Consider the following 26,660-nt stretch of genomic DNA (forward strand, 5'->3'; position numbering starts at 1 on the left):
CACCCGAAGGCTTCATTGATATTCGTCCGCTCGACTTGCATGTGTTAGGCACGCCGCCAGCGTTCATCCTGAGCCAGGATCAAACTCTCAATTTAAAGTTGTAATTTTAAAACTTGCTTGCAAGGGTTTGAAAATTATAACTTTAACTTAACGTAGTTAAGTGAAAATGTATTTCAAAATTTGCTTACAAAGAATTAAATAACTTATTGATGTTTGCCTTAGCAATCTAATTTGCTGGCTAAAAGTTATTTTCTAAGAAATTAACTTTCAATCTTTATAGTCTTTTGAACAAGTTCAAGTAAGACTTACATTTTTAGAGATCGTTTTGAAATGAATTTCAAAACCGACTCTTAGGTGTCTAAGACCCAAATGTTTGAGATGGTTTAAAATAAATTTTAAAGCCGACTCATTTTTTTTGAAATCTTAGGGTTGCTTCACTGTTCAATTATCAATGTGCTTTTTTCGACAACGAATGATATCTTATCACTTTCATCATCTTATGTCAACTACTTTTTTATTTCTCTGTTTCCTGCTAATTTTTCTCCAAATCAGCGGAAGGTAATAGTATCATTTTTTTCATTCTCTGTCAACAATAATTTTTATTTATTTTAAACAACAACGAAATTATACATTTTACTCATTACTCAAAAAACTATATGAAACTTCTTTTATACCAATTTCTATTTGCCATTGTTTTGACAGGAAGGTTAGTCTAACATACTATTAGAATTTTATCAAGCTACTTTTTTATTTAATTTTATCTGGTTTGTATTTATTCTTAGTTACTACCATCACTTAAGAAGGGTTGATACATCATTATAGCATGGTTTTCAGCAATGTATTCGTCTTCTAATAACTCTCCATTTTGATCAATGCATTTTCTATAAATGATATTATGCCTAAAGTAATCCCCCCAATATTCTTGAGTTATTATATGTTCTTTTTCATACACTTCATATGTACAATAAGGCTTTGTATTGGTTTTCCATTCACCAATTAATTCATTATCTGTTATTTTTAAATTTAATTGATAGGTATCATTTGTATTATTATAAATTTGTAGATCTCTATAATTATATACACATGTAGCGCCACTTCCAAATGGTTGAGTTCTTTTTGAATCTGGAAAAATATCATAACTATGTCTGTATCTTTCTATTACTGTAAGGGGTGTATGTAATGTCATCCAATATATTAAATTAGATAACTGACATAAACCTCCCCCTACCCCAGGTTTGAAACCACCACTAAACAATACCATTCCATCAACATAACCTTTTCTTTTCGTAGGTTTACCAATTAGCTTCCAATATGAAAATGTCTCATTAGGTTTTACGACTACCTTATTCAGTTTTTGAATAGCCAGTTTCAAGTTAATTACTTTATTATACTGATACCACATATCTACATCTTTTAGTTTTCTATACAACGGTGTTTTATGTGACGCACAAGTGTATCTGAAAGCTTCTTCTACCTTTTCATTAGAGTATTTATTATTTCCTAAGAACCAACTAAGATATCTTTTATAGGTGTAATATTTTTTACCAAGTAGAATTCTTGTCTTTGATCTAGCTTTTGGCTTTAGTAATAATATATTTTCCTGATACTTACTCATCTATTGCCTCCCAAACAAATTTAATTGTAATTAACGTAAGAAACATCCTAAATGTTCTCTTATTTTTTTCTACCCTTAAATAACTATTGGTTCCCCTATCAATTAACCTCTACTCAAAATCCTTGTATAGTAAGCTTGGCTGTATCCCTTCATTGTTTTGGTATTTACCACTTGTGTATTTTTCATATTCCCCTTCAATTGAGTGATAATAGATCTGGCACAACTCTACATCAGAATAAATTCTTATGGGTTGAACACAAAATATTTCTAGGGTCCAATACCCGGAAAAACCAACATCCCCAAATCCTGCTGTTACATGTATAAATAAGCCCAACCTTCCAATTGAGGAGCGCCCCTCGAGCATTGGTACATATTTGTCCGTTTTTGTATACTCGATTGTTCTTCCTAAGTACAATTTATTTGGTTCTAAGACCAATCCCTCTACTGGGATTATAATTTTTTTAGTTTTATTTTCTTTTTTCATATCTAACAGATTATCTTCATAAATCAATAACTCATTATGTAATCTAAGATTATAACTATTAGGATTCAATTGTTTTTCATTATAAGGTTCTATAATTATTTCTTTGCCTATTTTACTTTTAATTTCTTTTCCTGAAAGTATCATAAAATATATACCACCTTTTCAAATTCCACAACTTATCATATTCACTTATATTTTATAATCATTTTAAGCATTTGTCAAAATAATCTAAAACACAAACAGCTAGTCTCTTTAGTTATACCCCAGTTTTTTTAATGGTAGATGTAATTTTCAAGCAAAAAAAGAGACTGTATTAACTACAGTCATCTCCATCTGCTACTCCATTATACATTCAAAAATACCACAAGCTAATCGTTTTCCAGCATCCCCTGTTGGCTGAGATCTATAATCATCAGGGTTTTTGTGTATTATAATTGACTTACCAATAACGTCTTCCGGCTTAAACCTATTGGTATAAAAACTCATAATGGCCCTTCCATTATTAGAGAATAAAACTGGAAAATCGCCTGCATGGTTGCCGTGGGGCTGATTATCAGGATTCCAATGTTGCCCTGCCTCTTGAAATGGATCTTCTGGGTTGCCTACTGTACAATCACCAAATTCATGTATATGAAATCCATGAGGCCCCACAGGATCACCATTATCTGCTGGTTTAAACTCAGGCAAACCTGAAACACTAGTATATACCTCTGATCCACCTGGCGCTTCTCTTATTATTACCACTCCTTTAATATCAGGTGCTAAAGGACCTCCAACAATAATTGCTCTTGCTATTTCACACTTTTCTTTTTGCATAATCCACCTCTTTATACTCCTTGTTTTAGATTATGCTTTTAATGCCATATATGGTACATTTTACTACATTAGTGTAAAGCTACTAATATTGCTATCTTTGTTTAATGTGTGAATGATATTTTTTATCTCATTGTATTGAACTTTATAACCATTTTCTTTAATCCAATGTTCTATGGCTTTTTTTCCTGAATGCTTGCCAATTACAATTTTTCTTTGTCTTCCTAATAATTCAGGAGCAAATAACTCATAGGTATTAGAATCCTTTAATAAACCATCTACATGAATTCCTGATTCGTGGGAAAACACTTCTTCGCCAACTATTGGCTTTTGTTTTTCCAATTTTCTACCTGAGTAGTTTTCTACTATTTTAGATATCTTGGTCAATTGACTAATATCAACACTGGTATCGTATAAATCTTTTAGTTTTAATATTACTGCAATTTCTTCTAAAGGGGTATTACCAGCTCTTTCGCCTAATCCGTTAATGCTACAACTGATTATTTCTGCTCCACCTCTTATTGCGCCTAATCCATTGGCCGTTGCTAAGCCCAGATCATTATGACCATGAAAATCTAAAGGCAAATCCACATTTAATTTTATTTGCTTTATTATTTCATAAGTATTGAAAGGGTCTAATGCACCTAAAGTGTCTGCATACCTAATTCTTGTTGCACCTTCTCTTTTTGCCTCAGTATATAAATATATTAAAAAATCAAAATCTGCTCTTGATGCATCCTCAGCACCTATGGATACTCGTAAATCTTTTGACTTAGCGTAAGCGATTACTTTTTTCATTTCATTAACTACTTCAATATGTGTTTTGTTTAACTTTTTCTTTATATGAACATCTGAAGCTGGTACTGTTATATGCACATTTTTACAACCTGTTTCAATGGAGCAATCAATATCCGATATTTTCATTCGATTCCATGTTAATAACTGGGTGTTAAGATTTAGATTATTAATTTCATAAATATCTTGGATTTCTTCTTTTCCCATTGCTGGAATACCAACTTCAATGATATCAACACCTAATCCATCTAAGCATCGTGCTAAATGTTTTTTTTGAAAAAGATTAAAGTTAACTCCTGCTGCCTGTTCTCCATCTCTTAATGTAGTGTCTACGATTTCTATTTTTTTCATATATATCACCTCTGCTTAACTAATTTCTTTTTTACAGCAACTTTTTCCAAGCTTTCCTACTGCATCGGCTCTACACTGCTTACAGTGATACATTTGTTTTAAATGTTTTTCACATTTCTTTCTAACTTTTAATAACTCTTCTTGAGATACTACTGGTTTATTCTCAAAAACAGTTCCTTCAACTGGAATTAAAGGCATTATATTGGTCATACAGGCTCCTAACGCTTTAGTTGTTTGAACAATTTCTTCTATATGCTCATTATTTATACCTTTTATATAAACAATATTGACTTTTACTAAGACGTTATTTTCTGCTAAAAACTTTAATCCTTTTAATTGATTTTCTACAACAATTCTTCCTGCTTCTATGCCTTCATATCTCTGACTTCTATAGATGACATACTTATAAATTTTGGATGCAATTTCAGGTTTTACTGCATTGATGGTTATTGTCACATGACTTATACCTAATCTAACAATCTCTTCCATATAATCTGGTAGTGATACCCCATTAGTTGATAAACAAAAGGTAACATCTTTATCATATTCTTTTATTAATTCAATTGATTTTTTACTTTCTTCAAAGTTTGCTAAGGCATCCCCTGGTCCTGCTATTCCAACTACCGTTAATTTATCTACTTTTTCTTTCATGTTTACATAATGTTTTAATGCTTCTTCAGGTGTCATAATATTACTTGTTACCCCTGGACGACTTTCATTTTGACAATCAAATTTTCGATTACAGTAATGACACTTTACATTGCATTTTGGGGCAACTGGTATATGCATTCTTGCATAATCATGTGCATTTGGACTGTAACAGGGATGAGTTTTTGTTTTATTAATTAATTCCATAGAAAGATTCATAGTTATTCCCTCCTCTTTAAGCTTTTAATAATGGTTCAAAGTAATTTTTATACATTCGATCTCTATAATCATCGTGTTTTAAATCAATTAAGGTGTTTGTTATTTCATCTAATAATCTTAATGACCCTTTATAACCAATATTGAGTTTTCTTTGAGCACCCATATGGTCATGTATTGGAAAACCTACTCTTATTAGTGGCAAATGTTCTTTTTCTTTTATAAATTTTCCATCTGAGTTGCCAATAAGGATATTAACATCATTCTCTTTAACTAAAGGTTGAAGAGAACTAAAATCAGAATCATCCATTACTATTGGTGTTATATTAAACTTCCTTCCTTTAGTAATGATCATCTCTTTTAACCTTTTACTTTTTGTACCCGTCATTATTAATCTGGGATTGATGCCATTTTCAATACATAAACTGGCAATGGCATAATTCATTTCTGGATCTCCAAAAACAGCTGCTATTCCTTCTCCATTGTATTTATGAGAGTCAATCATTCCATCTAGCATTCTACCTCGTTCTTTTTGTAGTTCATTGGGTATTGGTTTATTTGTTATTTTAGATAATATATTGATAAAAGTATCACTGTTTTCTAAGCCTACTGGAATAGGCAATCTATATAATGGTACATTGTATTGATCTTCTAAGTATTTGCCTGGTGAGTGTTGCTCTTTAACAAATTCTCCAAACTCTATTGTTGCAACAGCCCCACCCATAGCTTTTATTCTATCTAGTTTGGTGCCATCACTTAACAATTTGTTGTATTCAGAAGTGTATGGTGCATCTAATGTATCAGAGATATCTGGAAAAATAACGCATTTTTTTTGAAAGTAAGCAACCAATCTCTTTAACTCTCTAATATCCTCACAAGTCATATTTGAAACAACGATATTAATATAATCATTCTTCCCTACTTCTTCTGTCAGATTTTCTAAAATTTGTCTTAAAGCATAATAGTAGCCTTCATATTGACTCCCGTTATAACCAGGCGTTGAAACAGGTACAATGCTTATTTTATCTTCTATATTTTCCTCGTTTAGAAATTCTCTTATAATCCCTTGAATATCTTCACCAATGGTTTCAGCTAAACAGGTCGTTAATACACCAATAATACTTGGATTATACAAGGCTATTAAATTTCTTAACCCTTTTTTTAAGTTATGAGTACCACCATATACAGTGCCTTCTTCTGTTAGGGAAGAAGAAGCTATATCTACAGGTTCATTATAATGAGCTGATATATGACGTCTAATATAGGTACTACATCCTTGGGAACCATGAATTAATATCATGCTTCGCTCAATACCTTTGAATGCTAAAGAACCACCCATAGGCATACACATTTTACAAGGATTGACGTTCAAGTGTGTAAAATTCTTCTTCGTAGACATAAGCTTCCCCTCCTTTTTTTTCAATAAATGACCAAACTGGACTATTCACTGTTAAATCTACTTCTTTAGCAAAATTCACTGCACCTACAAATCCACATAGAGGATGTTTTCTCTCATGGTTGTGATCTATAAAAGCTACACCAAGTTTATGGGCTAAAGGTCTTTCTTTTACACCACCTACTAAAATATCTGCTTTTGTCTTACGCAAAAAATATTCTAATTCAGATGGATTGGTATCATCTAATATTATTGTACCTTCCTCAGTCAGTTCTTTGATTTTCTTGTATTCTTCTTCTTTACCTGTTTGTGTCCCTACCACAACAGATCGAATACCCATATCTTCAAACTGTTTTATTAATGAAATGGCCTTAAAGCCACCCCCTACGTAAATTGCTACTTTTTTTCCCTTTAACCGCTCTAAATATTTTTTTAATTCTATATTCGCTGTTTCTACTTGTTCTCTAACAAAATTTTGAGCTCGTTCTATGATTTTTTTATCTCCTGATAATAAGGCAATTTTTTCTAGACTCTTAGCTGTATCAGTTACACCAAAAAAACTTACTTGCTCGAATGGTATATTATATTTTAATTGCATTTGTTTGGCTAAGTAGGTCATTGAACCAGCACATTGAACCATATTTAAATGGGCATTTCCTGCTTTTTCAATTGCTTCACAAGTGGCATCCCCCGTCACAGTAACATTAACTTTAACACCTATTTCACTAAGGTAATTTCTTATAATCCATGCTTCACCAGCTAAGTTAAAATCTCCTAAATAATTGATTTCAAAATAATCCTTTTCTTTTTCCTCTTTTGGCCCCATTAATTCTAACAAGGCATGACAGGCAGCTTTGTAACCATCTTTTTTATTTCCTGCAAATCCAGAAGATTGTACTGGTATTACTTTTATATTGTACTCTTGAGATTTTTTCTTGCTAATGGCTTTCAAATCATCACCTATGACTCCTACTACGCAAGTTGCATAGACAAATATAACCTTTGGCGATTTGCTCTCCATTATTTCATCAATGGCAGCTTCAAGTCTCTTTTCACCACCAAAAATAATATCCTCTTCTCGTAAATCAGTAGAGTAACTGTTTCTATAATTCTCATTATCACTACTTAAACTCCCTCTTATGTCCCAAGTATAACTAGCACATCCAATAGGACCATGTATCAAATGAATGGCATCTGTTACTGGATTTAGAACAACTCTTGCACCACAATAAACACAGGCTCTTTGACTAACCGCACCAGACACACTATCTTTTTCACAATCGATAATACTTTCCTGTTTCTTTTGATTAGATAATACAAAAGACTTTCTTTCTTCTAATATAATTGGATTCTTCGACATACTAATCACCCACCCTTTAATATAAAAACTATGTTCTTAATAGTTTCCTTTATTGTTGACAATGTTGTTAATTCAAGGAATATATAATTGAATTGATATGGACTTGCTATAACAAAAGGCAACCAATTTAATTATATATTTCTTGAACTGAAATGGCCTGATCCAATATATATCTAAGATCCTTCTCTTTTTTAGGTAGACATAAGAGAGGAGGCGCCTTCTAAATAAAGAAGGATCTATAGATATTTAACTAATAGGAATGGTATTGCTTCATGGTTACATTGCTTTACATAACCAACTCAAAATCTTCTTCAGGACAAGTTTCATCATATTTATCCAAAATTGCAGTACTTATTTTTTCAATTAATCTTAATGCCCCTTTATAGCCCACTGTTGGGAAATAACTATGACCAACACGGTCTAATATAGGAAAACCTACTCTAACCAATGGAATATCTTCAGCTCTTGCTATATATTTTCCATAGGTATTACCTATTAATAAATCTACTGATTCATTTTTTATTAATTGATGTAATGTCATTAAATCTGCTTCGGCTTTTACAACACATTCTTTTAAATCTGCCTTTTCAAACATTCCTTTTATAGTTCTTTCGAATTCCTTACCTGGTGTTCCTGTTATGACATATTTTGGTATCATACCTAAATCTATAACAAATTCTGTTAGAGCAATCATAATATCTGGGTCACCAAACAATGCAACCTTCTTACCGTGATAATGATGGTGCACATCAATCATTACATCCAATAACTGACCTCTTTCAATTTCTAACTCCTCTGGGATAAACACATCTCCAGTTAAAGACAATAAACTCATTAAAAATTCATCTGTAGCCTTTATTCCTATAGGTAGTTTCAAAATATGTGGGGGAATATCAAAGCGTTTTTCAAGTTCATAAGCAGCTTCTTTAGAAGAAAAACTTCCTAATGCCACTGTTGCTTTTGAGTCTCCAGTTGCTTTTAACTCTTCAATGGTAACGCCGCCTTCTGGATACATTTCGTATTTCCCTTTATTAGGTGCATTCACAACCCCACTTGTATCAGGGAACATAATAGATGGAATATCCAATAGCTTTAACATTCTTCTTATTTCACCCATATCAGATGGTTCAACATAACCTGGTATTATATTTATTGTATTACTGGGTACGTCTCTTTCTTTTTTAGCCAAATGACTAACCATGGCTTTGGTCATATTGGAAAACCCCGTTACATGAGAACCAACATAACTTGGTGTATTGGCATAAATAACAACTTTGTCTTCTGGAAGATTTGTTGATTTAATAATTTCTGTTAAATCATCACCAATGGTTTCTGATAAACAAGTTGTATTAACCGCAACGATATCAGGATTATAAAGTTCAAATACTGTTTCCAATCCTTTTGACAAATTTGATTTACCACCGAATACACAAGCACCTTCAGTAAAGGAACTGGTTGAAGCAACAATAGGATCTCTAAAATGTCTGGTCAAATGCATTCTGTGATAAGAACAACACCCTTGGGAACCATGACTATGAGGCAAACATTTATTAATACCAAGTGCTGCGTACATTGCGCCAATAGGCTGACAAGTCTTTGCTGGATTAACTACTAAGGCTGATCTTTCTTTTATTTCTTTGGTCGTATAATTTAACATACCTTTTCAACTCCTTCCTCTACTTTTCCATTAAGAATAGGTTGTGTTTTCCAAGGTGCTTTCATATATTGCCAAGCTGGTGTGAAAATTCCCGCTACAACATCTCTAGCAAAATTAGCTGCCCCTCTGTATCCTGCATAAGGACCAGAATAATCATATGAATGCATTTGTTTTGAATAAACACCCATTTTTTGAATCATATATTTGTCTTTAACCCCAGATCCAAAGAAGGCAGGTTTTAATGCTTTTATAATCATTTCTGTTTCAAAATGGTTAAGGTCATCAATTAAAACTGTCCCATCTTCCATATCTTTAATCATCCCTGCATAATCTCCAAGTGGAATTTCTTTTTTCAATGCTTCTAATCTGTCTTCTGGGATTCTTAAATTGTATTTTTGCTCATCTTTTTCCACAGTTATTTCTTCTATATTACGTGTATCTGCATCTAATTTAATATCTGGAATGATATCTCTTCCTTCGTAATCATCACGATGACCGAATTCATAACCTGCCACAATTGTTTCAATACCCATTTCTTTTAATAGGCCTTGGTAATGATGGGCTCTTGAACCACCAACAAATAATACTGCTGTTTTACCTTCACATTTTTCTTTATAGGTTGCCATTTCTTGTAATAGTTCTTCTGTTTCTTCTGCTATGACTTCTTCAGTTTTAGCCATTAAGTCTTCATCGCCAAAGTATTTTGCGATATGTCTTAGGGTAGTAGACATGGATTCAACTCCTATAAAGTTGACTTTCATCCAAGGTGCCCCATACTTAATTTCAATCATCTCGGCAATATAGTTGATGGATCTATGACATTGAACCAAATTCAAATCAGCTTGATGGGCTCTTGCTATCTCTTCATAGGTACTGTTACCAGTCATTGTCGTAACAACTTTATACCCAACCTTGTTTAAAATTCTAGAGATTTCCCATTCGTCACCACCGATATTATATTCTCCTAAAAGATTGATTTTGTATTTTCCTATTACTTCTTCATCATTGGTACCAACAATATCTTTCATAAGCTTATTATTGGCTATATGATGCCCTGCTGATTGACTTACACCTTTATAACCTTCACAATTAAAAGCTAATACTGGTATACCGTGTTTTTGTTGAGCTTGTTTTGCAATCTGATTAATGTCATCTCCTATAAGCCCTACTGGACAAGTGGCAGATATGGAAATGGCATTTGGTTTAAAGAGTTCTACAGCTTCATCAATTGCCTTAGCTAGCTTTTTCTCACCGCCAAATACAATGTCACTTTCTTGCATATCTGTAGTAAAACAGTACTCTAAAAAGTTTTTTCCACCTTCTCTTATTTTCCCTTTATTCCTTCTTGTATTCCAAGCATAGTAGGAACAACCAACAGGCCCGTGAACAATATGAACCATATCTATAATTGGTCCAACAACTACCCCTTTACATCCTGCATAACAACACCCTCTATTTGTAATGATCCCAGGTATTGCTCTTGTATTCGCAGCTATTTCTTGCTTTTCATTAGAATCTTTTATAATAATGTGTTTCTTTCTATTCTTCATTACCTTTGAAGGGTAACTTTCTAAAACTTTATCTAGAAACTCTTGACTTTTCATTTCCTTCACCTCCATTAAACTGCTTCTATTCCGATTTCATTGGTTCTAACTCTCACAACTTCTTCAATATTAAACACAAAGATTTTACCGTCTCCCATATTACCCGTTTGATTCACTTCTATTATTGTATCTATTAACTGTTTAACATCTTCATCCTTAACAATAATGGTTAACATTCTTTTTGAGATTAATCTATGTGATTCTGAGATAGATTCTAAAACATTAGGTTCTCCAATTGGCTGACCATCAATTAGTTGATGAATGAGAGCATAATCTACTTTCTTCTTACCTCTACCACTCACTCGACGACAAGTTATTGAAGGAAAACCTGCATCCGATAATGCTTTTTTAGTGTCATTGATTTTATCCATTCGGATAATAGCCATTACTTCTTTCATATCATTTCCCTCCTAAAGTTCACTTGCACCTGAACTAATGGTGTAAACTTCTTCTACATCACTAATAAATATCTTACCATCTCCAAAAGTACCATCACCTGTTTTAGCACTTTTTGTAATGATTTGTATCACATCATCTTTGTCTTCATCCCTTACTACCATCATTAATAATTCTTTTGGGATTTCATCATAATGTACATTTCCTACTTTTACACCTCTTTGTTTCCCTCTACCAAAAACATCTATCTTCGTTACCGCTGGGAAATCAGCCTCAGCCAAATCTTGTAATACTTGTGATACTTTCTCAGGTCTAATAATTGCTCTAATCATTTTCATTTCACTTCACTCCAATCCTTATATTTTCTTATCTATATATACTTTTATCTTGTTATTTCGCGAAAGGTTGCTAATTTTAGCTTTTTTTGTTATAATTTAGTGGGCAGTTTTATGCCCACAATTGGTATTGGTGGTGGAATAAGGTAATGACGGTCAATCTGCTCCTTATTTCACTTCTTATCCTATAATTCCAAACTCCATTAGAATTTCTTCTAATTTATCTTGAGACATTGGTTTCGGTATAACAAACATTTTATTTTCATCTATGGCTTTAGCTAATGTTCTGTATTCATCTGCTTGTGGATCTTTTGGATCAAAATCTACAACCGTCTTTTTATTAATTTCTGCTCTTTGAACCACATTATCCCTTGGTACAAAATGAATCAGTTGTGTGCCTAATTCTGATGCAAATGCTTTTAACATTTCATACTCGTTATCAACTTTACGGCTATTACAGATAATTCCTCCAAGTCTTGTTCCACCTGTATTGGCAAATTTACTGATACCTTTTGCAATATTATTAGCTGCATACATGGCCATCATTTCACCACTTGCAACAATATAAATCTCTTCAGCTTTTCCTTCACGGATTGGCATTGCAAATCCACCACAAACTACGTCTCCTAATACATCGTAAAAGACATAATCCAAATCATCTGTATATCCACCTAATTGTTCTAATAAGTTAATGGAAGTAATGATACCTCTCCCTGCACATCCAACGCCAGGTTCAGGACCACCGGACTCTACACATCGGATATTGCCATAACCTGTTAATAATATTTCATCTAATTCAATATCTTCTCCTTCATCTCTTAAAGTGTCTAAAACTGTTTTTTGTGCTAACCCATTTAATACCAATCTTGTTGAATCGGCTTTTGGATCACAACCAACGATCAGGATTTGTTTACCTGCTTCTGCTAAAGCAGCTGTTAAATTTTGAGTTGTCGTTGATTTACCGATTCCCCCTTTTCCATAAATAGCTATTTGTCTCATACTAATCATCCTTTCTTATCTTTTAGAAATTATATATTTAAAGTCGGTATTGACTTTAGACCTTAATAAAGTTTTACTTGTTTCAAAAAAGAAAAGGCACCCTCAATTCACTTTTCAGTGAATTGAGAGCGCCTTTGCCCAATTCTAAGTATTAATCACTTAGCATAAAGATTTATAAAGTTTAATTCATTATCTATTAACTTTATTTAAAATTTTGGATTATGCATCTCTTTTAAGTTATATTTTGTTTTTCATTTTACCTTATAAACACTATACCACTAATTTAATATATTTTCAATATATTGAATTAAAATTTTTTTTATGCTTCATTTTAACCATTTAATAACTTTTGTTTTATTATTATACTATTACTGATAGCATTGACCCTATTATTATATCTTTTGCATTCTTTTGTTAAATATCTTAATAAAATAAGCATGCAATATATATAACATATCAAATTATATGATATAAATTTTTGGATATTATTACCTTGATACAATTTTCAGTTAATTTTCCAATTGGTTTATATACTCTTCTATTGCTTGAGCAACCTTCTTTGAGTGCTTTACTGCTTCTACAACTGTTCTTGCACCAGTTACAACATCACCAGATGCAAAGACGCCGTCTCTTGTTGTTCTTCCAGTATCATCAACGGTTACCAATCCTTTGTTACCTGTATCAATTCCTTTTGTAGTGGCTATAATATTGGTTCTTGGTCCTTGACTAATTGCAATAATAACAGAAGATGCTTCATATAGCTCTCTTGAACCTTCAATGACATTAAATTGTTTAACACCATTTTCGTCTTCCCATACTTCTATTTTTTCATAAATGACGCCATCATCCACAATCTCGATTGGTGACTTATAGAATTCAAAGTTAACACCATCCATTTTGGCATACTGAACTTCGTGTTTACTTGCTGACACCTCTTCTAATCCCTTACGATACATAACTGTTACTTCTCTAGTGCCATGGCGTAATGCTGTTCTTGCAACGTCCATAGCAACATTTCCAGCACCAATGATGCAAAGTCTTTTTCCTAGATTATATACATCTGGATTTTTTAAGTAATCCACTGCAAAATGTACATGTCCTAAACTTTCACCTTTTAACCCTAATTTATTAGGTCTCCATGTTCCCGTTCCAATAAATACAGCTTTATATCCATCTCTAAAGAGATCATCAATTGTAATAACTGGACCTATCATTGTATTTGGTCTAATTTTCACACCCATATTAATCAGTTTATCGTATAATTTATCAATAATCGCTTTTGGTAAACGGAATTCTGGTATTCCATATCTTAGTACCCCACCTATTTTATCATGGGCTTCAAAAATTGTAATATCATAACCTTTATTCGCAAGTAGGATTGCTATGGTTATTCCAGCTGGGCCTGATCCAATAATAGCAACTTTTTTACCATTTTTTTCCATAGGCTTTGATGCATCCATATTGTCTAAATAGAAATCTGATATATAATGTTCTATAGCACCAAATTTTATTGGATTCCCTTTTTTATTTAATATACAGTTTCCTTCACATTGTTCTTCATGAGGACATACAAGCGAGCAAACAATTGATAATGGATTGTTTTCAAATAACATCTGTCCTGCTTCTAGAATTTTACCTTCTTCAAATAAATTTATAACCTCATTAATAGGGGTTTCAACTGGACACCCAACTTTACATCTTGGTTTTTTACATTGTAAGCAACGATTTGATTCTTCCATAACGTGAGCCATATCTTTCATCTCCTCTATTTAAATATATCCTTTTAAAGACATCTAATTATTCTATTTTCATTATTTGCTTTAATTCTATATATGTTTTTATTTTTTGTCAACTAAGGTTATTCTAAGTAATCAGAAGGGTTTCGTTAATTAATTAACCTAAAAAGAGTGATTCTCTTTTTATAAATAAAATTAAACTTCTCCAACAAAAAACCCTTCAATCAAAAACATTACAATCCTCTAGCAAATTTAAGTAGTTAAATAAAAATAAGGCCTCTACCTGAAATTTACAATAGAGGTCTTATTATAATTATATGTTTTATTTTAGTCGTTTCTTTAACAATACCACTACATTATTTTGGTGATATAGTATATTTTTTAAATCTAAAAATTTAAAAATATATCTACTTTTATTTTTTTCCATTTGTCATTTATGCCCTTATGGGCAATGAGACATAAGTTTCCCTAATAGTCTACCCTATGTATGCCTAGTTATTTACACATATACTCTTTAATTTTAGAAACATAATACTTTTCTTCTCTTAACATATGATCTAGCATTATTGGTTTAATCACACCTAGTAGCTTACACGCCTCACGCAATTCCTTTACTTTACATAAGTACACATTAAAGTCTTCAATATGTTTACATACTTCTTCATTTAATAATTCTAGGGCACCATTTTTCAATCCTGTTCTTTCCAACATCATGCCTAATTCAGTGGCTTTAACAAATAAATCTAAGAAAGTTTTTTCAAATTCTTGGCTAATTTCTATCCATTCTTTTTCTACATAATCTGTATCTCCAATAATAGCTGCTGCATGACCTGCTGCATCTGGTAGCCAGATTAAATGCAACTTAATATTTTCCATTGTCATATCTGTACAAGCTTTGTCTTTAGATAACTCTCTTTTACACTCTAAGGCTTCATTTATCATATGATTAATAAAAGAGGGGGTTAATCCTAATTCTATATTACAAGTTAATAATTTTTGAAGCAAACTTTTCTTGAACTCAATAAACTCCGTAACAATATATAGGAATTGATCAACGAAATTACTCGTATCTCTTTTATTTGGATTTCTTAATTGTATTTCAGCTTTTTTTCTAAATGCAATAAAAGCATCTTTAAAATATTTTGCTTTTGCAATATCTCTTGATTCCCTGTAAGAAAATGTTAATAATTGAAACTCTGCATGATCTCTTAATATTCCCGCCCAAAAATATACTTCTTCTAACCTATTCATATACTACCTCCTAAACAATTCTTTTATAATATATGATAAAACTATTTATAACAGTACATAATTAGGTGGTATCCATTGAACTGGTATTTTTTATATGATATTATTACCTAGACAAATCTTTTTGGAGGTATTTACTATGAACTTTAGAACACTTGGAAAAACGGGCTATGAAATCTCTGAAGTCTCTTTTGGTTCTTGGGCTATTGGGGGCACTTGGGGAGAGGTTGATGATAAAACAAGTCTAATGGCATTAGATGAAGCAATTGATCAAGGGGTTAATTTCTTTGACACTGCAGATGTTTATGGAGATGGAAGAAGTGAAAGATTGCTATCAAAGCTATCTGCTTCTGTTAAAGATAGAATATATATTGCTACTAAAGCCGGGAGAAGGCTAAACCCACATAATGCAGAAGGTTACAATAAAGAAAATTTATCTAATTTTATCAATAGAAGTTTAAAAAACCTTAACGTAGAGTGTATTGATTTACTACAACTTCATTGCCCACCAACAGATGTTTTTTATAATGAGGAAGTTTTTTCTGCTCTTGATGATCTAAAAAAAGAAGGTAAAATTGCTCATTATGGTGTAAGTGTAGAAAAAGTTTCAGAGGCTTTAAAAGCATTAGAATATCCTAATGTTGCAACTGTTCAAATTATTTATAATATGTTTCGCCATAAACCAGGGGATGAATTTTTTCAATTAGCTAAGAATAATAATGTAGGTATCATTTGTAGAGTGCCTCTAGCTAGTGGTTTATTAACTGGTAAAATGACTAAAGACTTCTTCTTTGATCCTAAAGACCATAGAAGCTTTAATAGAAATGGAGAGTCTTTTGATAAAGGGGAAACTTTTTCAGGTGTTGATTATGAACTAGGATTGAAGGCAGTAGAAGAACTGAGAAAAATCAAACCTCAAAATATGACTATGGCACAATTTGCATTAAAGTGGATTTTAATGAATGATCATATAAGCTGTATTATACCTGGTGGCAAAACACCAGAACAAGTAAAAGATAATGTTATATCCTCTGAATTACCTAATTTAACAGAAGAAGTAATGGATCAAGTGAAAAATATTTATGATAAGTATATAAGAGAAGGCGTTCATAAACTTTGGTAGTATTCAGCCCAGTTCCTTTCGGTACTGGGCATTGTTTTAATTTATAGTTTTTTTCCAACTCATTATATATTCATAGTATTTATTTGGCATATCTATATTTATTTCTTTTTTCTCCCACTCACCTCTTAATCCCAGTTCATTACAAGAAAGCTCAAAATGGCACATGGCTATACCAATATCTATTTTTTGCATTTCAAATCCTAGGTTGTTTCCAGGATATTTTGGAGTTCTTTCAAGAAAAAAATGAACTTCTTCATAATCTTTTGAGACTATAATTCTATAGGGTTGCTTATTAGATGCAGAAGGTGATAATCTTACCATCTCTAATGGCATCTTATATATATTAGCCTCTTCTTCCTTTAATTCATTATTAAAAGTATTATAAAAAAATAATTCACTCCATGGTTTTCTTTTGTCTGATTTCGCCATATGTCTTATGGTCTTATCTAAAAATCTTTGATTTTCACTTTCATACCCTATAGGCGTAATACAAGGAATAATCTCATTATATTCTATATTTATTTCTTCCTCAAAATTATTTCTATTAAATGTTCCTCCCAGCCAACAAGTACCTATGTTCATTTCTGTTAAATACAATATAAATTTTTCAAAGACATAACCAAAATCAACAATACTGCCTTCATTTTTATTAATGCTTCCAACTATATACGCCTGTGGATTTTTTATAAAGCCATATGTGCCAATCTTTTTACCTTTTTCAGTTTGATTTTTACTTACTGGTACCAATTGAAATCTTATTTTTTTTCCTAATGGGCTTATTAAGTTTGCTTCTTCCTTAATATAAGAATTTATGAGATCTAAGTCCTTTGTATTTAGTAGTTTGTTTTCATATGTTCGTATGGATTTTCTTCTCTTAATTGTTTCTATGATAGATTTAACTTGCATTTTTTTCACTCCTTGATTTTATTAAATCATTGGTATATCTCCATAATTTTTTTGCCAACAATTCATCGTATGTGCTTTTTGAAGATGGTATAGCTCTTTTTTTATAAAAGTATTTACCAGTAACCCCTTCTACCTCATTTGATGTTGCAAGATAAATACTGGTTTCTGCACCTTCCTGAGGCGTAAGAAAAAATGGCTTTAATGCCCTTGTAATTAACGTACCGAAACCCGTTTCACGGTTTATCCCCATACTAGTAGCCACAGCTCCAGGATGAAGACAGTTTACAGTAATATTAGTATCATTAAGTCTTCTTGCTAACTCATATGTAAATAATATATTTGCCTTTTTTGATTGGGCATAAGCTTTCCAAAAGTAAAAGTTTTTTTCAAGGTTGATATCTTTAAAGTGTATTTTACCTTGTTTGTGGGCACCAGAAGAAACATTTATTATTCTACCATCATCACTTACTTTTAGTAAATCCAATAATAAATTGGTCAATAAAAAATGCCCTAAATAATTTACACCAAATTGTAGTTCAAATCCATCTTTTGTTTTGTAATATCCAGGTAATATAACACCTGCATTATTAATCAGCACATCTAATTGATTAAATCTTTTTTTAAAGCCTCTTGTGAATTGCCTAATTTCTTCAAAGGATCCTAAATCACATAAATGAAGTTCTGTAGCCTCATTGTTGCTATAGTCAATTACTTCCTGTAATGCTATCTCGCCTCTTTCTTTGTCCCTACACAGCATAATCACCTTATATCCTCTTTTTGCAAGGTCTTTGGCAGTTTCTTTTCCTATTCCTGAATTTGCTCCAGTTATTATTGTTACTTTACTATCCACTCTTCCACCCTCTTATTTTTCTTGAATCACCTTTACAATTTCTTTTCTTGCTAATTTTGCTTCTGGTAGTGGTAGTAGAACCCACCCATGCATCATTTTGGGGTACTCATTATAATTTATTATTATACCTAGGCTATCACATTTTTGCTTTAACTGTCTACAATCCGCTAAAAACAACTCACTTGTTCCTACAAATAGTGTGATCTTACCTAATCCTTCTAAATCTCCATACAAAGGACTTACAAGATACTCTTGATTCTTCTTTATATTCTTTGCGTACATTTTCCCAAATCTTCTTAAAGACAAATCCATTAATACATCATATTTTAACAAGCTCATTATATTGGGATTTTTCAATTTTATATCTAACCAAGGTGAAATTAAAATAATGTTTTTAGGTTGTCTATTTCCTTTCTTTTTTTGCAGCTCTGCTAGTGCTAAAGCAATGCCTCCTCCAGCAGAATCTCCAATAATCGAAAGACGCTCTGATCCCTTACTAATAAGTTGATTATAGATAGGATTTAGCATATTAAAAATTTCTTTAACACCGTTTTTAGGTGCTAACGGGTATATAGGCACTGTTATCGTTGCATTGGTTTTTCTTAATAGATACTCAATAAAATTCCAGTGAAAAGACATTATTTGATAAACATAACCACCACCATGTAGATATAAAATATTCTTTTCACTACTACTGTTATTAGGTTTTATAACATAATAGATATAATTGGTTATATGCTTTTCTTCTACTATAAAGTTATTGGTTATCTTTCTAGGTGGATTAATATTTTCTGATGTCTGTCTTCTAATAACTTCATCCTTAGAGACACCAATAGGGGCCTTGCCTTTTTTTATCTTAATGAGACATTTTATTAATTTACTTTGAATACTCTCCATACTTATACCTCAATATAGAAAAACCTCAAATGAATGAGGTTTTTAAATGTCTTTATTTTTTTGGCGGCAATATTTCAATCCAATAATCATCTGGATCATTTATAAAGTATATCCCCATATTTTTGTTTTCATAACATATACAGTCCATTTTTTTATGATGTTCATAAGCTGCGTCAAAATCATCTACTCTTATTGCAAGATGGAATTCATTGTCCCCTAAATTATATGGTTTTTCCCAATCTCTTAGCCATGTTAATTCTAATTTGTGATCTGTAACACCATCACCTAAAAAAGCTAATATAAAGCTGCCATCCTCTGCAACTTTTCTTCTTACTTCTTCAAAACCAAGAGCCTCTTTATAGAAAGCTAAACTCTTGTCCAAGTCTAATACATTAAAATTATTATGATCAAAGGTAAATTTCATACAACAACATTCCTTTCAACTGTTTTTTCACTTCTTTTTCATTATACAATAACTTGAATTTTTAATAAAGAACTATAATGGGTAATTTTTACAATTAATGTGGTAAATTAATTTATTGTATGTAATAATATTTATAAGAAAATGAAAGAGAGGCGTTTATGTAGATGGAACATAATCTGAAAATAAATTATTTATATCATAGTGGTTTTACTGTAGAAACTAATAATTATTTATTAATTTTTGATTATTTTAAAGACCATGGATTAGAGAACAAATCAGTTGCTAATGGTTTCATTGGAAAAGAAGATTTGGAAACTAAGAAAAAAATAATTGTTTTCTCTTCCCATAGCCATCATGATCATTTTAATCCTATTATATTAGATTGGATTAATGTTAATAAGGCTATTCAATATGTTTTTAGCAGTGATATTGTAATCGATAAAAAAGAACCTTATATGACTTTCTTATCTCCTTACGATAGCATAATATTGGATGATTTAAATATAAAAGCCTATGGGTCGACTGATCTAGGTGTATCCTTTCTAGTAAAAGTAGATGAGTCTACTATTTTTCACGCTGGTGATTTAAACTGGTGGTATTGGTGGGACGACACGGAAGAAGAAATCGCAAAAGCTGAAAAGTGGTTTAAAGAAGAGATAGATTATATGAAGGATGAAAAAATTGATGTGGCTTTTTTTCCTGTAGACCAAAGACTTGAACAAAATTATGCTTTAGGCGCAAAATATTTTATTGATATATTAAAACCAAAGTACTTGATTCCTATGCATTTTGGTGATCATTATGAAACAACAGTAAAATTTGCACTTGAAATGAAAAACTCATTAACCAATATCTTTACACTTAATTCTAGAGGACAAGAAATAAAAATCATATAAACTTATATTTTTTTAAAATACCTTGTAAAATCTACAAGGTATTTTCTTCTTTTTTCTTTTTGAATGCTTCCATTTCTTTTAAGTAATTTATCTGTGTTTCAGTTTTGCCCCTCCATTTAGAAGCTTCTAATGCCTCTATATTACCAACTGATTCGGGCTTTTCTTTTTCATTTACATAATCAAAAAACGTGTCTTTGTCTACTTCTTCAATACCTTTACATTTGCTACACATTAAGAGGTATCTTTTTGAAGTAGGAATAATTGGAACAAAAAAGAAGGTAAACCATATTGTAACTTTTATAAGATCTATATCCATACTCACATTATCACAATGCAAACAATTACTTGTAATCTTACTATATTTTTTAAAAGTTCTATACCCCCAACCGACTATAAACATAGGCTCTCCTTTCTCTAATAAAATATAATAAAATTTTAACACTTATCTTAAATTTTGTAAAAATATTTTTTATACAGTCACACTTTGTTCTTCTAGAACTTATGCCTGTGTTTTTCCTTATATGTAATTAAGGAGCCCCCTTGTGATATTATCCACATCAAGCTCCTTAATTTTTATTTCATTTGATTTAAAATATCTTTTAAGATATCTATAACTTTTTTAGGGTTTGCTTGTCCTTTTGTTTTTTTCATCATTTGACCCATTAGAGATTGGACCGCTTGCTCTTTTCCTGATAAATAGTCTGCTACTACTTTTTCATTACTGCTAATAACTTCTTTTGCCATATCTATAAGCGCACCGTCGTCGCTTATTTGCTTTAAGCCTTCTTCTTCAACGATTGTATTAGGACTTTTCCCTGTCTCCCACATTTGTGCAAAAACTTTTTTACCTATACTGTTACTTATGATATCTTCTTCAATTAAGTTAACCAATTCTGCTAGTAACTCAGGTTTAAAAGGTATAGAACCTTCTTCTTTTTGGTCTTCATTTAATTTACTAAATATCTCAGTAATTATCCAATTGGATACTGTTTTTGCATTTTTAGATGCTTTAGCTGCAGTTTCAAAATAGTCCGCCATATTTCTTGAAGCTACTATTAAATCAGCATCTTTTGGAGATATGCCATACTCACTGATATAACGTACTTTCCTCAAGTCTGGCATTTCTGGGAGAGATTTTCTTATTTCTTCGATTTTTTCTTTTGGTGTTATGATTGGCATTAAGTCTGGCTCTGGGAAATAACGGTAGTCATGAGCTTCTTCTTTACTTCTCATAGAAACCGTTACACCTTTTACATCATCCCATCTACGTGTCTCTTGTACAATGGTGCCACCACTCTCTATGGTTTTAATCTGTCTTTTTGCTTCATACTCAGCCGCTTTTACTGCAAAGTTAAATGAATTTATATTTTTCATTTCTGTACGTGTTCCAAATTCTGTACTGCCTTTTTTTCTAACAGATAAGTTAACATCACATCTGAGTGACCCTTCATTCATTTTACAATCTGATACATCTGAATAAAGAAGGATAGATCTAAGCTTTTGCATAAATATGCCTACTTCTTCAGGTGATCTCATATCTGGTTCTGTAACGATTTCAATAAGTGGTACACCACATCTATTATAGTCAACTAAAGAACCTTCTCCTGCTTCATGTAGTAATTTCCCTGCATCTTCTTCTATATGAATTCTAGTGAGTCCAACTTTTTTGACTTCACCATTTACTTCTATCTCAACTTCTCCTTCATAACATAAAGGCAAGTCAAATTGGGATACTTGGTATGCTTTTGGTAAGTCTGGATAAAAATAATTTTTTCTATCTTGTTTGCTGAACTCTGCAATTTTACAATTCGTTGCTAAACCTGCTCTTACTGCATATTCTACAACATTCTCATTAAGCACTGGTAATGTTCCAGGCATCCCCGTACAAATAGGACAACAATGGGTATTTGGATCTCCTCCAAATTTTGTTGTACAGCCACAGAATATTTTTGATTCTGTTTTTAATTCACAATGGACTTCTAGTCCAATTACTATTTCATAATCTTGATAACTCACTCTGCCACCTCTTTTCTATAACGTAGGATATTTATTTATATTTTCCTGAGTTTTTTCATATGCATATGCCACTTTTAAGATCGTGCTTTCATCAAAAGCTTTTCCAATCAATTGCACTCCAATTGGTAATCCGTCTTTGTCAAATCCACAATTCATAGATAAGGCTGGTAAACCAGCTATATTGATTGGCACAGTACAAACATCATTCATATACATTTCTATAGGATTATCTGTTTTGGCTCCAAATTTAAATGATGTAGCTGGTACTGTAGGTGTTAAAATAATATCAAAATTATTAAACACTGCATCAAACTCATTTTTAATTAATGTTCTAACACGTTGAGCCTTTTTATAGTAAGCATCATAATATCCAGAACTTAATGCATATGTTCCTAACATAATTCTTCTTTTTACTTCTGTTCCAAAAGCTTCATCTCTTGTTTGTTTGTATAACTCTAGAAGATTATCATATTTTTCTGCACGATATCCATATTTTACACCATCAAAACGTGCCAAATTAGAAGATGCTTCTGCAGATGAGATTAAATAATATGCTGGTAGGGCATATTCTGTAGTTTTTAATTCTACTTCTTCTACTATAGCACCTAATTTTTCATATTCTTTTGCTACATTCAACACTTGTTCTTTAATTTCACTTTGAATACCATCTGAAAAATATTCTTTAGGTAAGGCAATTCTCATCCCTTTTACATCTTGTCCAAGAGCAGTCGTATAATCTGGATATTCAATTTTTGCAGATGAGGAATCCATTTTATCATAACCTACGATTGAATTTAATGCCAAAGCCATATCTTTAACATCTTTTGTGATAGGTCCTATTTGGTCCAATGAAGAAGCAAAAGCAACCAATCCATATCTAGATACTGCACCATATGTAGGTTTCATTCCTACAACACCACAATAACTGGCTGGCTGTCTAATAGATCCACCAGTATCTGACCCTAAAGTAAATACAGCTTGTCTTGCTGCAACAGCTGCAGCAGAACCACCTGAACTACCACCAGGCACTCTATCCAAGTCCCAAGGGTTTTTGGTTTTTTGGAAATATGAATTCTCTGTTGATGAACCCATTGCAAATTCATCCATATTCAACTTTCCTAAAATAACCAAATCATTTTCTTTGATTTTGCTTACTACTGTTGCATCATATGGTGGTTCAAAGTTATATAACATTTTAGATGAGCAAGTGGTCTTTAAATTCTTTGTACAGATATTATCTTTTACGCCAATTGGAATTCCCGCTAAAGGACCTAGTTTTTCTCCTTTTGCTCTTCTTTCATCTATGTTTTTAGCAGTATTAATAGCATCCTCTTCACATACTGTTACATATGATTTCACTTTATCTTCTACTTCATTTAATCTGTCAAGATAAGAACGTGTTAATTCTTCACTACTAATCTCTTTGTTTTTAAGCTTTTCACTTAATTCATAAGCTGATTTGAGAGTTAATGACATAATTCTCCTCCTATTATCTTTTGTTATTCTACGATTTTTGGTACACTAAAGCACCCATTTAATTTTGTTGGTGCATTCTTTAATAATTCCTTACGGTCTAGACTTTCTCTAACCTCATCTTTTCTAAAAACATTTTGTATTGGAATAACATGTGCTGTGGGTTCAATATTCTCTATATCTAAAGAATTTAATTGGTCAGCAAAACCAATAATGGCTTCTAAATCTTTTGTCATTTGTACTTTTTCGTCTTCTGTTAGACTAAGTCTTGCTAAATGCGCTACATGCTCTACTTGCTCTTTTGTAATTTTCACCAAAATTCCTCCATTTCTTTACAGTTCAAAATTATATTTTATTCTAACACAACTCATTTTCTTATTCAACACTTTCACTTATCAAAGTATTGAATTGTTCTTCAGATATTATAGGAACATCTAATGAAATTGCCTTTTTATTCTTTGAGGAGGAAGACTCTGTGTCATTATTAATCAGATAATTGGTTTTATTGGATACAGAACCTGTTACTTTACCACCTAAGGATTCTATAACTTCCTTTAATTGATCCCTATTCTCATAGGTTGTAAGACTTCCTGTAATTACAAATACTTTCCCCTCTAAAACTTGCTTATTCTCTTGTTTTGGTATGTTAAATTCAATATATTGAAGTAAATCTTCTATCTCTTCTATTCTTTTTTTATTATTAAAGTATTCATTGATAGATTCTGCTAGTATTTTTCCAAAACCTTGAATACTTTCTAACTCAATAGCCGAAGCCTCTCTTATTGCATTTATATTATAAGAATAATATTTACATAAAAGCTTTGCATTTGATAATCCAATATTTGCAATACCTAATGCATATATAAAGTTAGGCATAGGGATGTGCCTTGATTTTTCTACAGATGATATTAAGTTATTATATGATTTTTCCCCAAAACCTTCCATATCTTTAATAGCATCTTCATATGTTTCTAATCTATATACATCTGCAAACGTAGTGATAAACCCTCGTTGAATAAATTTTTCTAGTGTGGCTTCAGATAAACCTTCAATATTCATAGCATTTCTTGAAACAAAATGTGCAAAAGCTTTTAATTTTTTTGCACCACATTCGTCATTGGTACAATATAAAGCCTTGACATCTTTTATTTTTTTAACAGTGGTTTCTCCACCACATACAGGACATTCTTTGGGTATTTCTCCTGCACCACTTTTAGTAAGATTGGATGCTACTTGTGGAATAATCATATTGGCTTTGTACACTTGGATAGTATCCCCTTCACCAAGCTCTAAAGCTTCCAAAATACTTACATTATGAACACTTGCTCTACTTACCGTAGTACCTTCTAATTCTATAGGCTCAAATATGGCCACTGGATTAATAAGGCCTGTTCTGGATGTGCTCCATAGAATTTTAATAAGTCTAGTTTCTTTTATCTCATCTACCCATTTAAAAGCAATAGAATCTCTAGGAAATTTTGAAGTGGCCCCTAACTTGCTAGAATAGCTTATACTATCAAATGTTAAAACCAAACCATCAGAACCAAAATCATTAGATATAATTTCTTCTGCAAATTCTTTTACCTTTTCTTCCACTGAATCTGATGCCACAACCTTGTATTGGACACATTCAAATCCTAATTCATCCAACCATTTTAACTGCTCTATTTTTGAGTCATTAAAATTTTCATCCTCTGCTTTTATAACTTGAAAAGCAAAAAAGTTCACATTTCTTTTGGCTGTTATTTCATTATTTAACTGTCTTACCGTTCCACTACATAAATTACGTGGGTTTTTGTATTTTTCTTCATTTGGTATTTCTTCATTTATTTTTTCAAAGTCAGAGTATTTTATTACTGCTTCTCCTCTAAGAATAAGTTCTTCCTTATATGAAATAGTTAAGGGCACATTCTTAAAAACTTTTGCATTACTAGTTACAACTTCTCCAATTTCACCATTACCTCTTGTTATTGCTTTATATAGTTTTCCATTTCTATAGGTTAATACAATGGTTAACCCATCTAGTTTCCAAGACAAAATACCTTTATTACTTCCTAACCAATCCTTTAATTTATCCACTTCTTTTGTTTTATCTAATGATAACATAGGCAAGTCATGTGCTTCTTTTGGTAATGCGTTTAACACCTCATAACCTACTATTTGAGTTGGACTGTTAGACAAAATAATACCTGTCTCATCTTCTAATCTACATAGTTCATCGTATAATTTATCGTATTCATAATTACTCATTATTTCTCTATTTTCTTGATAATATGCTTTATTGGCTTCATTTAACGTTTTTATTAATTCTCTAATTTTTATCAATGAATAATGTGGCATACAAACCTCTCCATACTTTTATTTATGTTTACTCAGCATTCATATTTTACCATATTATTACACTTGTAAAAAGATTTTATAG

At 31.6% G+C, this 26,660-nt stretch carries 25 protein-coding genes and 1 rRNA gene; 2 read left to right on the plus strand and 24 right to left on the minus strand.

The genetic code is table 11. The features are described 5' to 3' along the window. From EDC18_RS04835 to EDC18_RS04905, 15 genes are all read right to left on the minus strand, one after another. Positions 1-95, minus strand: a 16S ribosomal RNA gene (locus EDC18_RS04835); the annotation flags it as partial. A gap of 683 nt (positions 96-778) precedes the next feature. Next, a complete protein-coding gene (locus EDC18_RS04840) occupies positions 779-1,615 on the minus strand; it encodes a VanW family protein (RefSeq protein WP_132250874.1) in 837 nt (278 codons plus the stop codon). A 109-nt stretch (positions 1,616-1,724) separates the two neighbouring features. Continuing rightward, positions 1,725-2,243, minus strand: a complete 519-nt coding sequence (gene dcd, locus EDC18_RS04845; RefSeq protein ID WP_132250876.1) for a dCTP deaminase — start codon at positions 2,241-2,243, stop codon at positions 1,725-1,727. Between the two features lie 192 nt (positions 2,244-2,435). After that, a complete protein-coding gene (locus tag EDC18_RS04850) occupies positions 2,436-2,915 on the minus strand; it encodes a superoxide dismutase family protein (protein WP_207669168.1) in 480 nt (159 codons plus the stop codon). A gap of 63 nt (positions 2,916-2,978) precedes the next feature. Beyond that, positions 2,979-4,058: a hydroxymethylglutaryl-CoA lyase-like TIM-barrel protein gene (locus EDC18_RS04855; RefSeq protein ID WP_132250880.1), complete on the minus strand. Its 1,080-nt coding sequence runs from the start codon at positions 4,056-4,058 to the stop codon at positions 2,979-2,981. A 15-nt stretch (positions 4,059-4,073) separates the two neighbouring features. Further along, positions 4,074-4,925 carry a nitrogenase cofactor biosynthesis protein NifB gene (nifB, locus tag EDC18_RS04860; RefSeq protein WP_132250882.1) on the minus strand — a complete coding sequence of 284 codons (852 nt, stop codon included), beginning with the start codon at positions 4,923-4,925 and terminating at the stop codon, positions 4,074-4,076. Positions 4,926-4,941: 16 nt separating this feature from the next. Beyond that, positions 4,942-6,321: a nitrogenase component 1 gene (locus EDC18_RS04865; protein ID WP_132250884.1), complete on the minus strand. Its 1,380-nt coding sequence runs from the start codon at positions 6,319-6,321 to the stop codon at positions 4,942-4,944. Further along, positions 6,275-7,678: a nitrogenase iron-molybdenum cofactor biosynthesis protein NifE gene (gene nifE, locus EDC18_RS04870; RefSeq protein WP_132250886.1), complete on the minus strand. Its 1,404-nt coding sequence runs from the start codon at positions 7,676-7,678 to the stop codon at positions 6,275-6,277. The genes EDC18_RS04865 and nifE overlap by 47 nt, the downstream gene beginning before the upstream one ends. 286 nt (positions 7,679-7,964) lie before the next feature. After that, entirely contained in the window at positions 7,965-9,335 is a 1,371-nt protein-coding gene (nifK, locus tag EDC18_RS04875) for a nitrogenase molybdenum-iron protein subunit beta (protein ID WP_132250888.1), read from the minus strand. Further along, positions 9,329-10,939 carry a nitrogenase molybdenum-iron protein alpha chain gene (nifD, locus tag EDC18_RS04880; protein WP_132250890.1) on the minus strand — a complete coding sequence of 537 codons (1,611 nt, stop codon included), beginning with the start codon at positions 10,937-10,939 and terminating at the stop codon, positions 9,329-9,331. The genes nifK and nifD overlap by 7 nt, the downstream gene beginning before the upstream one ends. A gap of 14 nt (positions 10,940-10,953) precedes the next feature. Continuing rightward, positions 10,954-11,337: a P-II family nitrogen regulator gene (locus EDC18_RS04885; protein WP_132250892.1), complete on the minus strand. Its 384-nt coding sequence runs from the start codon at positions 11,335-11,337 to the stop codon at positions 10,954-10,956. Between the two features lie 12 nt (positions 11,338-11,349). Continuing rightward, positions 11,350-11,673, minus strand: coding sequence for a P-II family nitrogen regulator (locus EDC18_RS04890; RefSeq protein ID WP_132250894.1), 324 nt, complete (start codon positions 11,671-11,673; stop codon positions 11,350-11,352). A gap of 177 nt (positions 11,674-11,850) precedes the next feature. Then, positions 11,851-12,669 carry a nitrogenase iron protein gene (nifH, locus tag EDC18_RS04895; protein WP_132250896.1) on the minus strand — a complete coding sequence of 273 codons (819 nt, stop codon included), beginning with the start codon at positions 12,667-12,669 and terminating at the stop codon, positions 11,851-11,853. A 509-nt stretch (positions 12,670-13,178) separates the two neighbouring features. Continuing rightward, a complete protein-coding gene (locus EDC18_RS04900) occupies positions 13,179-14,420 on the minus strand; it encodes an NAD(P)-dependent oxidoreductase (protein ID WP_132250897.1) in 1,242 nt (413 codons plus the stop codon). Positions 14,421-14,900: 480 nt separating this feature from the next. Continuing rightward, the gene (locus EDC18_RS04905) at positions 14,901-15,656 is read right to left on the minus strand and encodes a DUF2935 domain-containing protein (protein ID WP_132250899.1); all 756 of its coding nucleotides are present in this window, start codon (positions 15,654-15,656) and stop codon (positions 14,901-14,903) included. Positions 15,657-15,792: 136 nt separating this feature from the next. On the opposite strand from EDC18_RS04905, the gene EDC18_RS04910 reads away from it, so the two are divergent. Beyond that, positions 15,793-16,776: an aldo/keto reductase gene (locus EDC18_RS04910; protein WP_132250901.1), complete on the plus strand. Its 984-nt coding sequence runs from the start codon at positions 15,793-15,795 to the stop codon at positions 16,774-16,776. Between the two features lie 36 nt (positions 16,777-16,812). Here EDC18_RS04910 and EDC18_RS04915 read toward each other — a convergent pair whose 3' ends face one another. From EDC18_RS04915 to EDC18_RS04930, 4 genes are read right to left on the minus strand one after another with little or no spacing between them, the layout of a single operon-like run. Further along, a complete protein-coding gene (locus EDC18_RS04915; RefSeq protein WP_132250902.1) occupies positions 16,813-17,682 on the minus strand; it encodes a nitroreductase family protein in 870 nt (289 codons plus the stop codon). Next, positions 17,672-18,532 carry an SDR family oxidoreductase gene (locus EDC18_RS04920; RefSeq protein WP_132250904.1) on the minus strand — a complete coding sequence of 287 codons (861 nt, stop codon included), beginning with the start codon at positions 18,530-18,532 and terminating at the stop codon, positions 17,672-17,674. The genes EDC18_RS04915 and EDC18_RS04920 overlap by 11 nt, the downstream gene beginning before the upstream one ends. A gap of 12 nt (positions 18,533-18,544) precedes the next feature. Beyond that, positions 18,545-19,429: an alpha/beta hydrolase gene (locus EDC18_RS04925; protein ID WP_132250906.1), complete on the minus strand. Its 885-nt coding sequence runs from the start codon at positions 19,427-19,429 to the stop codon at positions 18,545-18,547. Positions 19,430-19,481: 52 nt separating this feature from the next. Beyond that, positions 19,482-19,853 (minus strand): VOC family protein, encoded by a 372-nt coding sequence (locus tag EDC18_RS04930; protein ID WP_132250907.1) that lies wholly within the window; start codon positions 19,851-19,853, stop codon positions 19,482-19,484. 164 nt (positions 19,854-20,017) lie between these two features. Between EDC18_RS04930 and EDC18_RS04935 the strand changes: the two genes are divergently transcribed. Then, on the plus strand, positions 20,018-20,749 hold the full coding sequence (locus EDC18_RS04935; protein ID WP_132250909.1) for an MBL fold metallo-hydrolase: 732 nt from the start codon (positions 20,018-20,020) through the stop codon (positions 20,747-20,749). Between the two features lie 31 nt (positions 20,750-20,780). Here the strand turns inward: EDC18_RS04935 and EDC18_RS04940 are convergent, their stop codons facing one another. From EDC18_RS04940 to ligA, 5 genes are all read right to left on the minus strand, one after another. Further along, positions 20,781-21,149 carry a zinc-ribbon domain-containing protein gene (locus EDC18_RS04940; protein ID WP_132250911.1) on the minus strand — a complete coding sequence of 123 codons (369 nt, stop codon included), beginning with the start codon at positions 21,147-21,149 and terminating at the stop codon, positions 20,781-20,783. 173 nt (positions 21,150-21,322) lie between these two features. Further along, the gene (gene gatB, locus EDC18_RS04945; RefSeq protein WP_132250912.1) at positions 21,323-22,765 is read right to left on the minus strand and encodes an Asp-tRNA(Asn)/Glu-tRNA(Gln) amidotransferase subunit GatB; all 1,443 of its coding nucleotides are present in this window, start codon (positions 22,763-22,765) and stop codon (positions 21,323-21,325) included. Positions 22,766-22,780: 15 nt separating this feature from the next. After that, entirely contained in the window at positions 22,781-24,241 is a 1,461-nt protein-coding gene (gene gatA, locus EDC18_RS04950) for an Asp-tRNA(Asn)/Glu-tRNA(Gln) amidotransferase subunit GatA (protein WP_132250914.1), read from the minus strand. A gap of 23 nt (positions 24,242-24,264) precedes the next feature. After that, on the minus strand, positions 24,265-24,552 hold the full coding sequence (gatC, locus tag EDC18_RS04955) for an Asp-tRNA(Asn)/Glu-tRNA(Gln) amidotransferase subunit GatC (protein ID WP_132250916.1): 288 nt from the start codon (positions 24,550-24,552) through the stop codon (positions 24,265-24,267). Between the two features lie 61 nt (positions 24,553-24,613). Further along, positions 24,614-26,578 carry an NAD-dependent DNA ligase LigA gene (gene ligA / locus EDC18_RS04960; RefSeq protein WP_132250918.1) on the minus strand — a complete coding sequence of 655 codons (1,965 nt, stop codon included), beginning with the start codon at positions 26,576-26,578 and terminating at the stop codon, positions 24,614-24,616. Positions 26,579-26,660: the final 82 nt, after the last annotated feature.

This window comes from Natranaerovirga pectinivora, assembly GCF_004342165.1.
GTDB lineage: Bacteria > Bacillota > Clostridia > Lachnospirales > DSM-24629 > Natranaerovirga > Natranaerovirga pectinivora.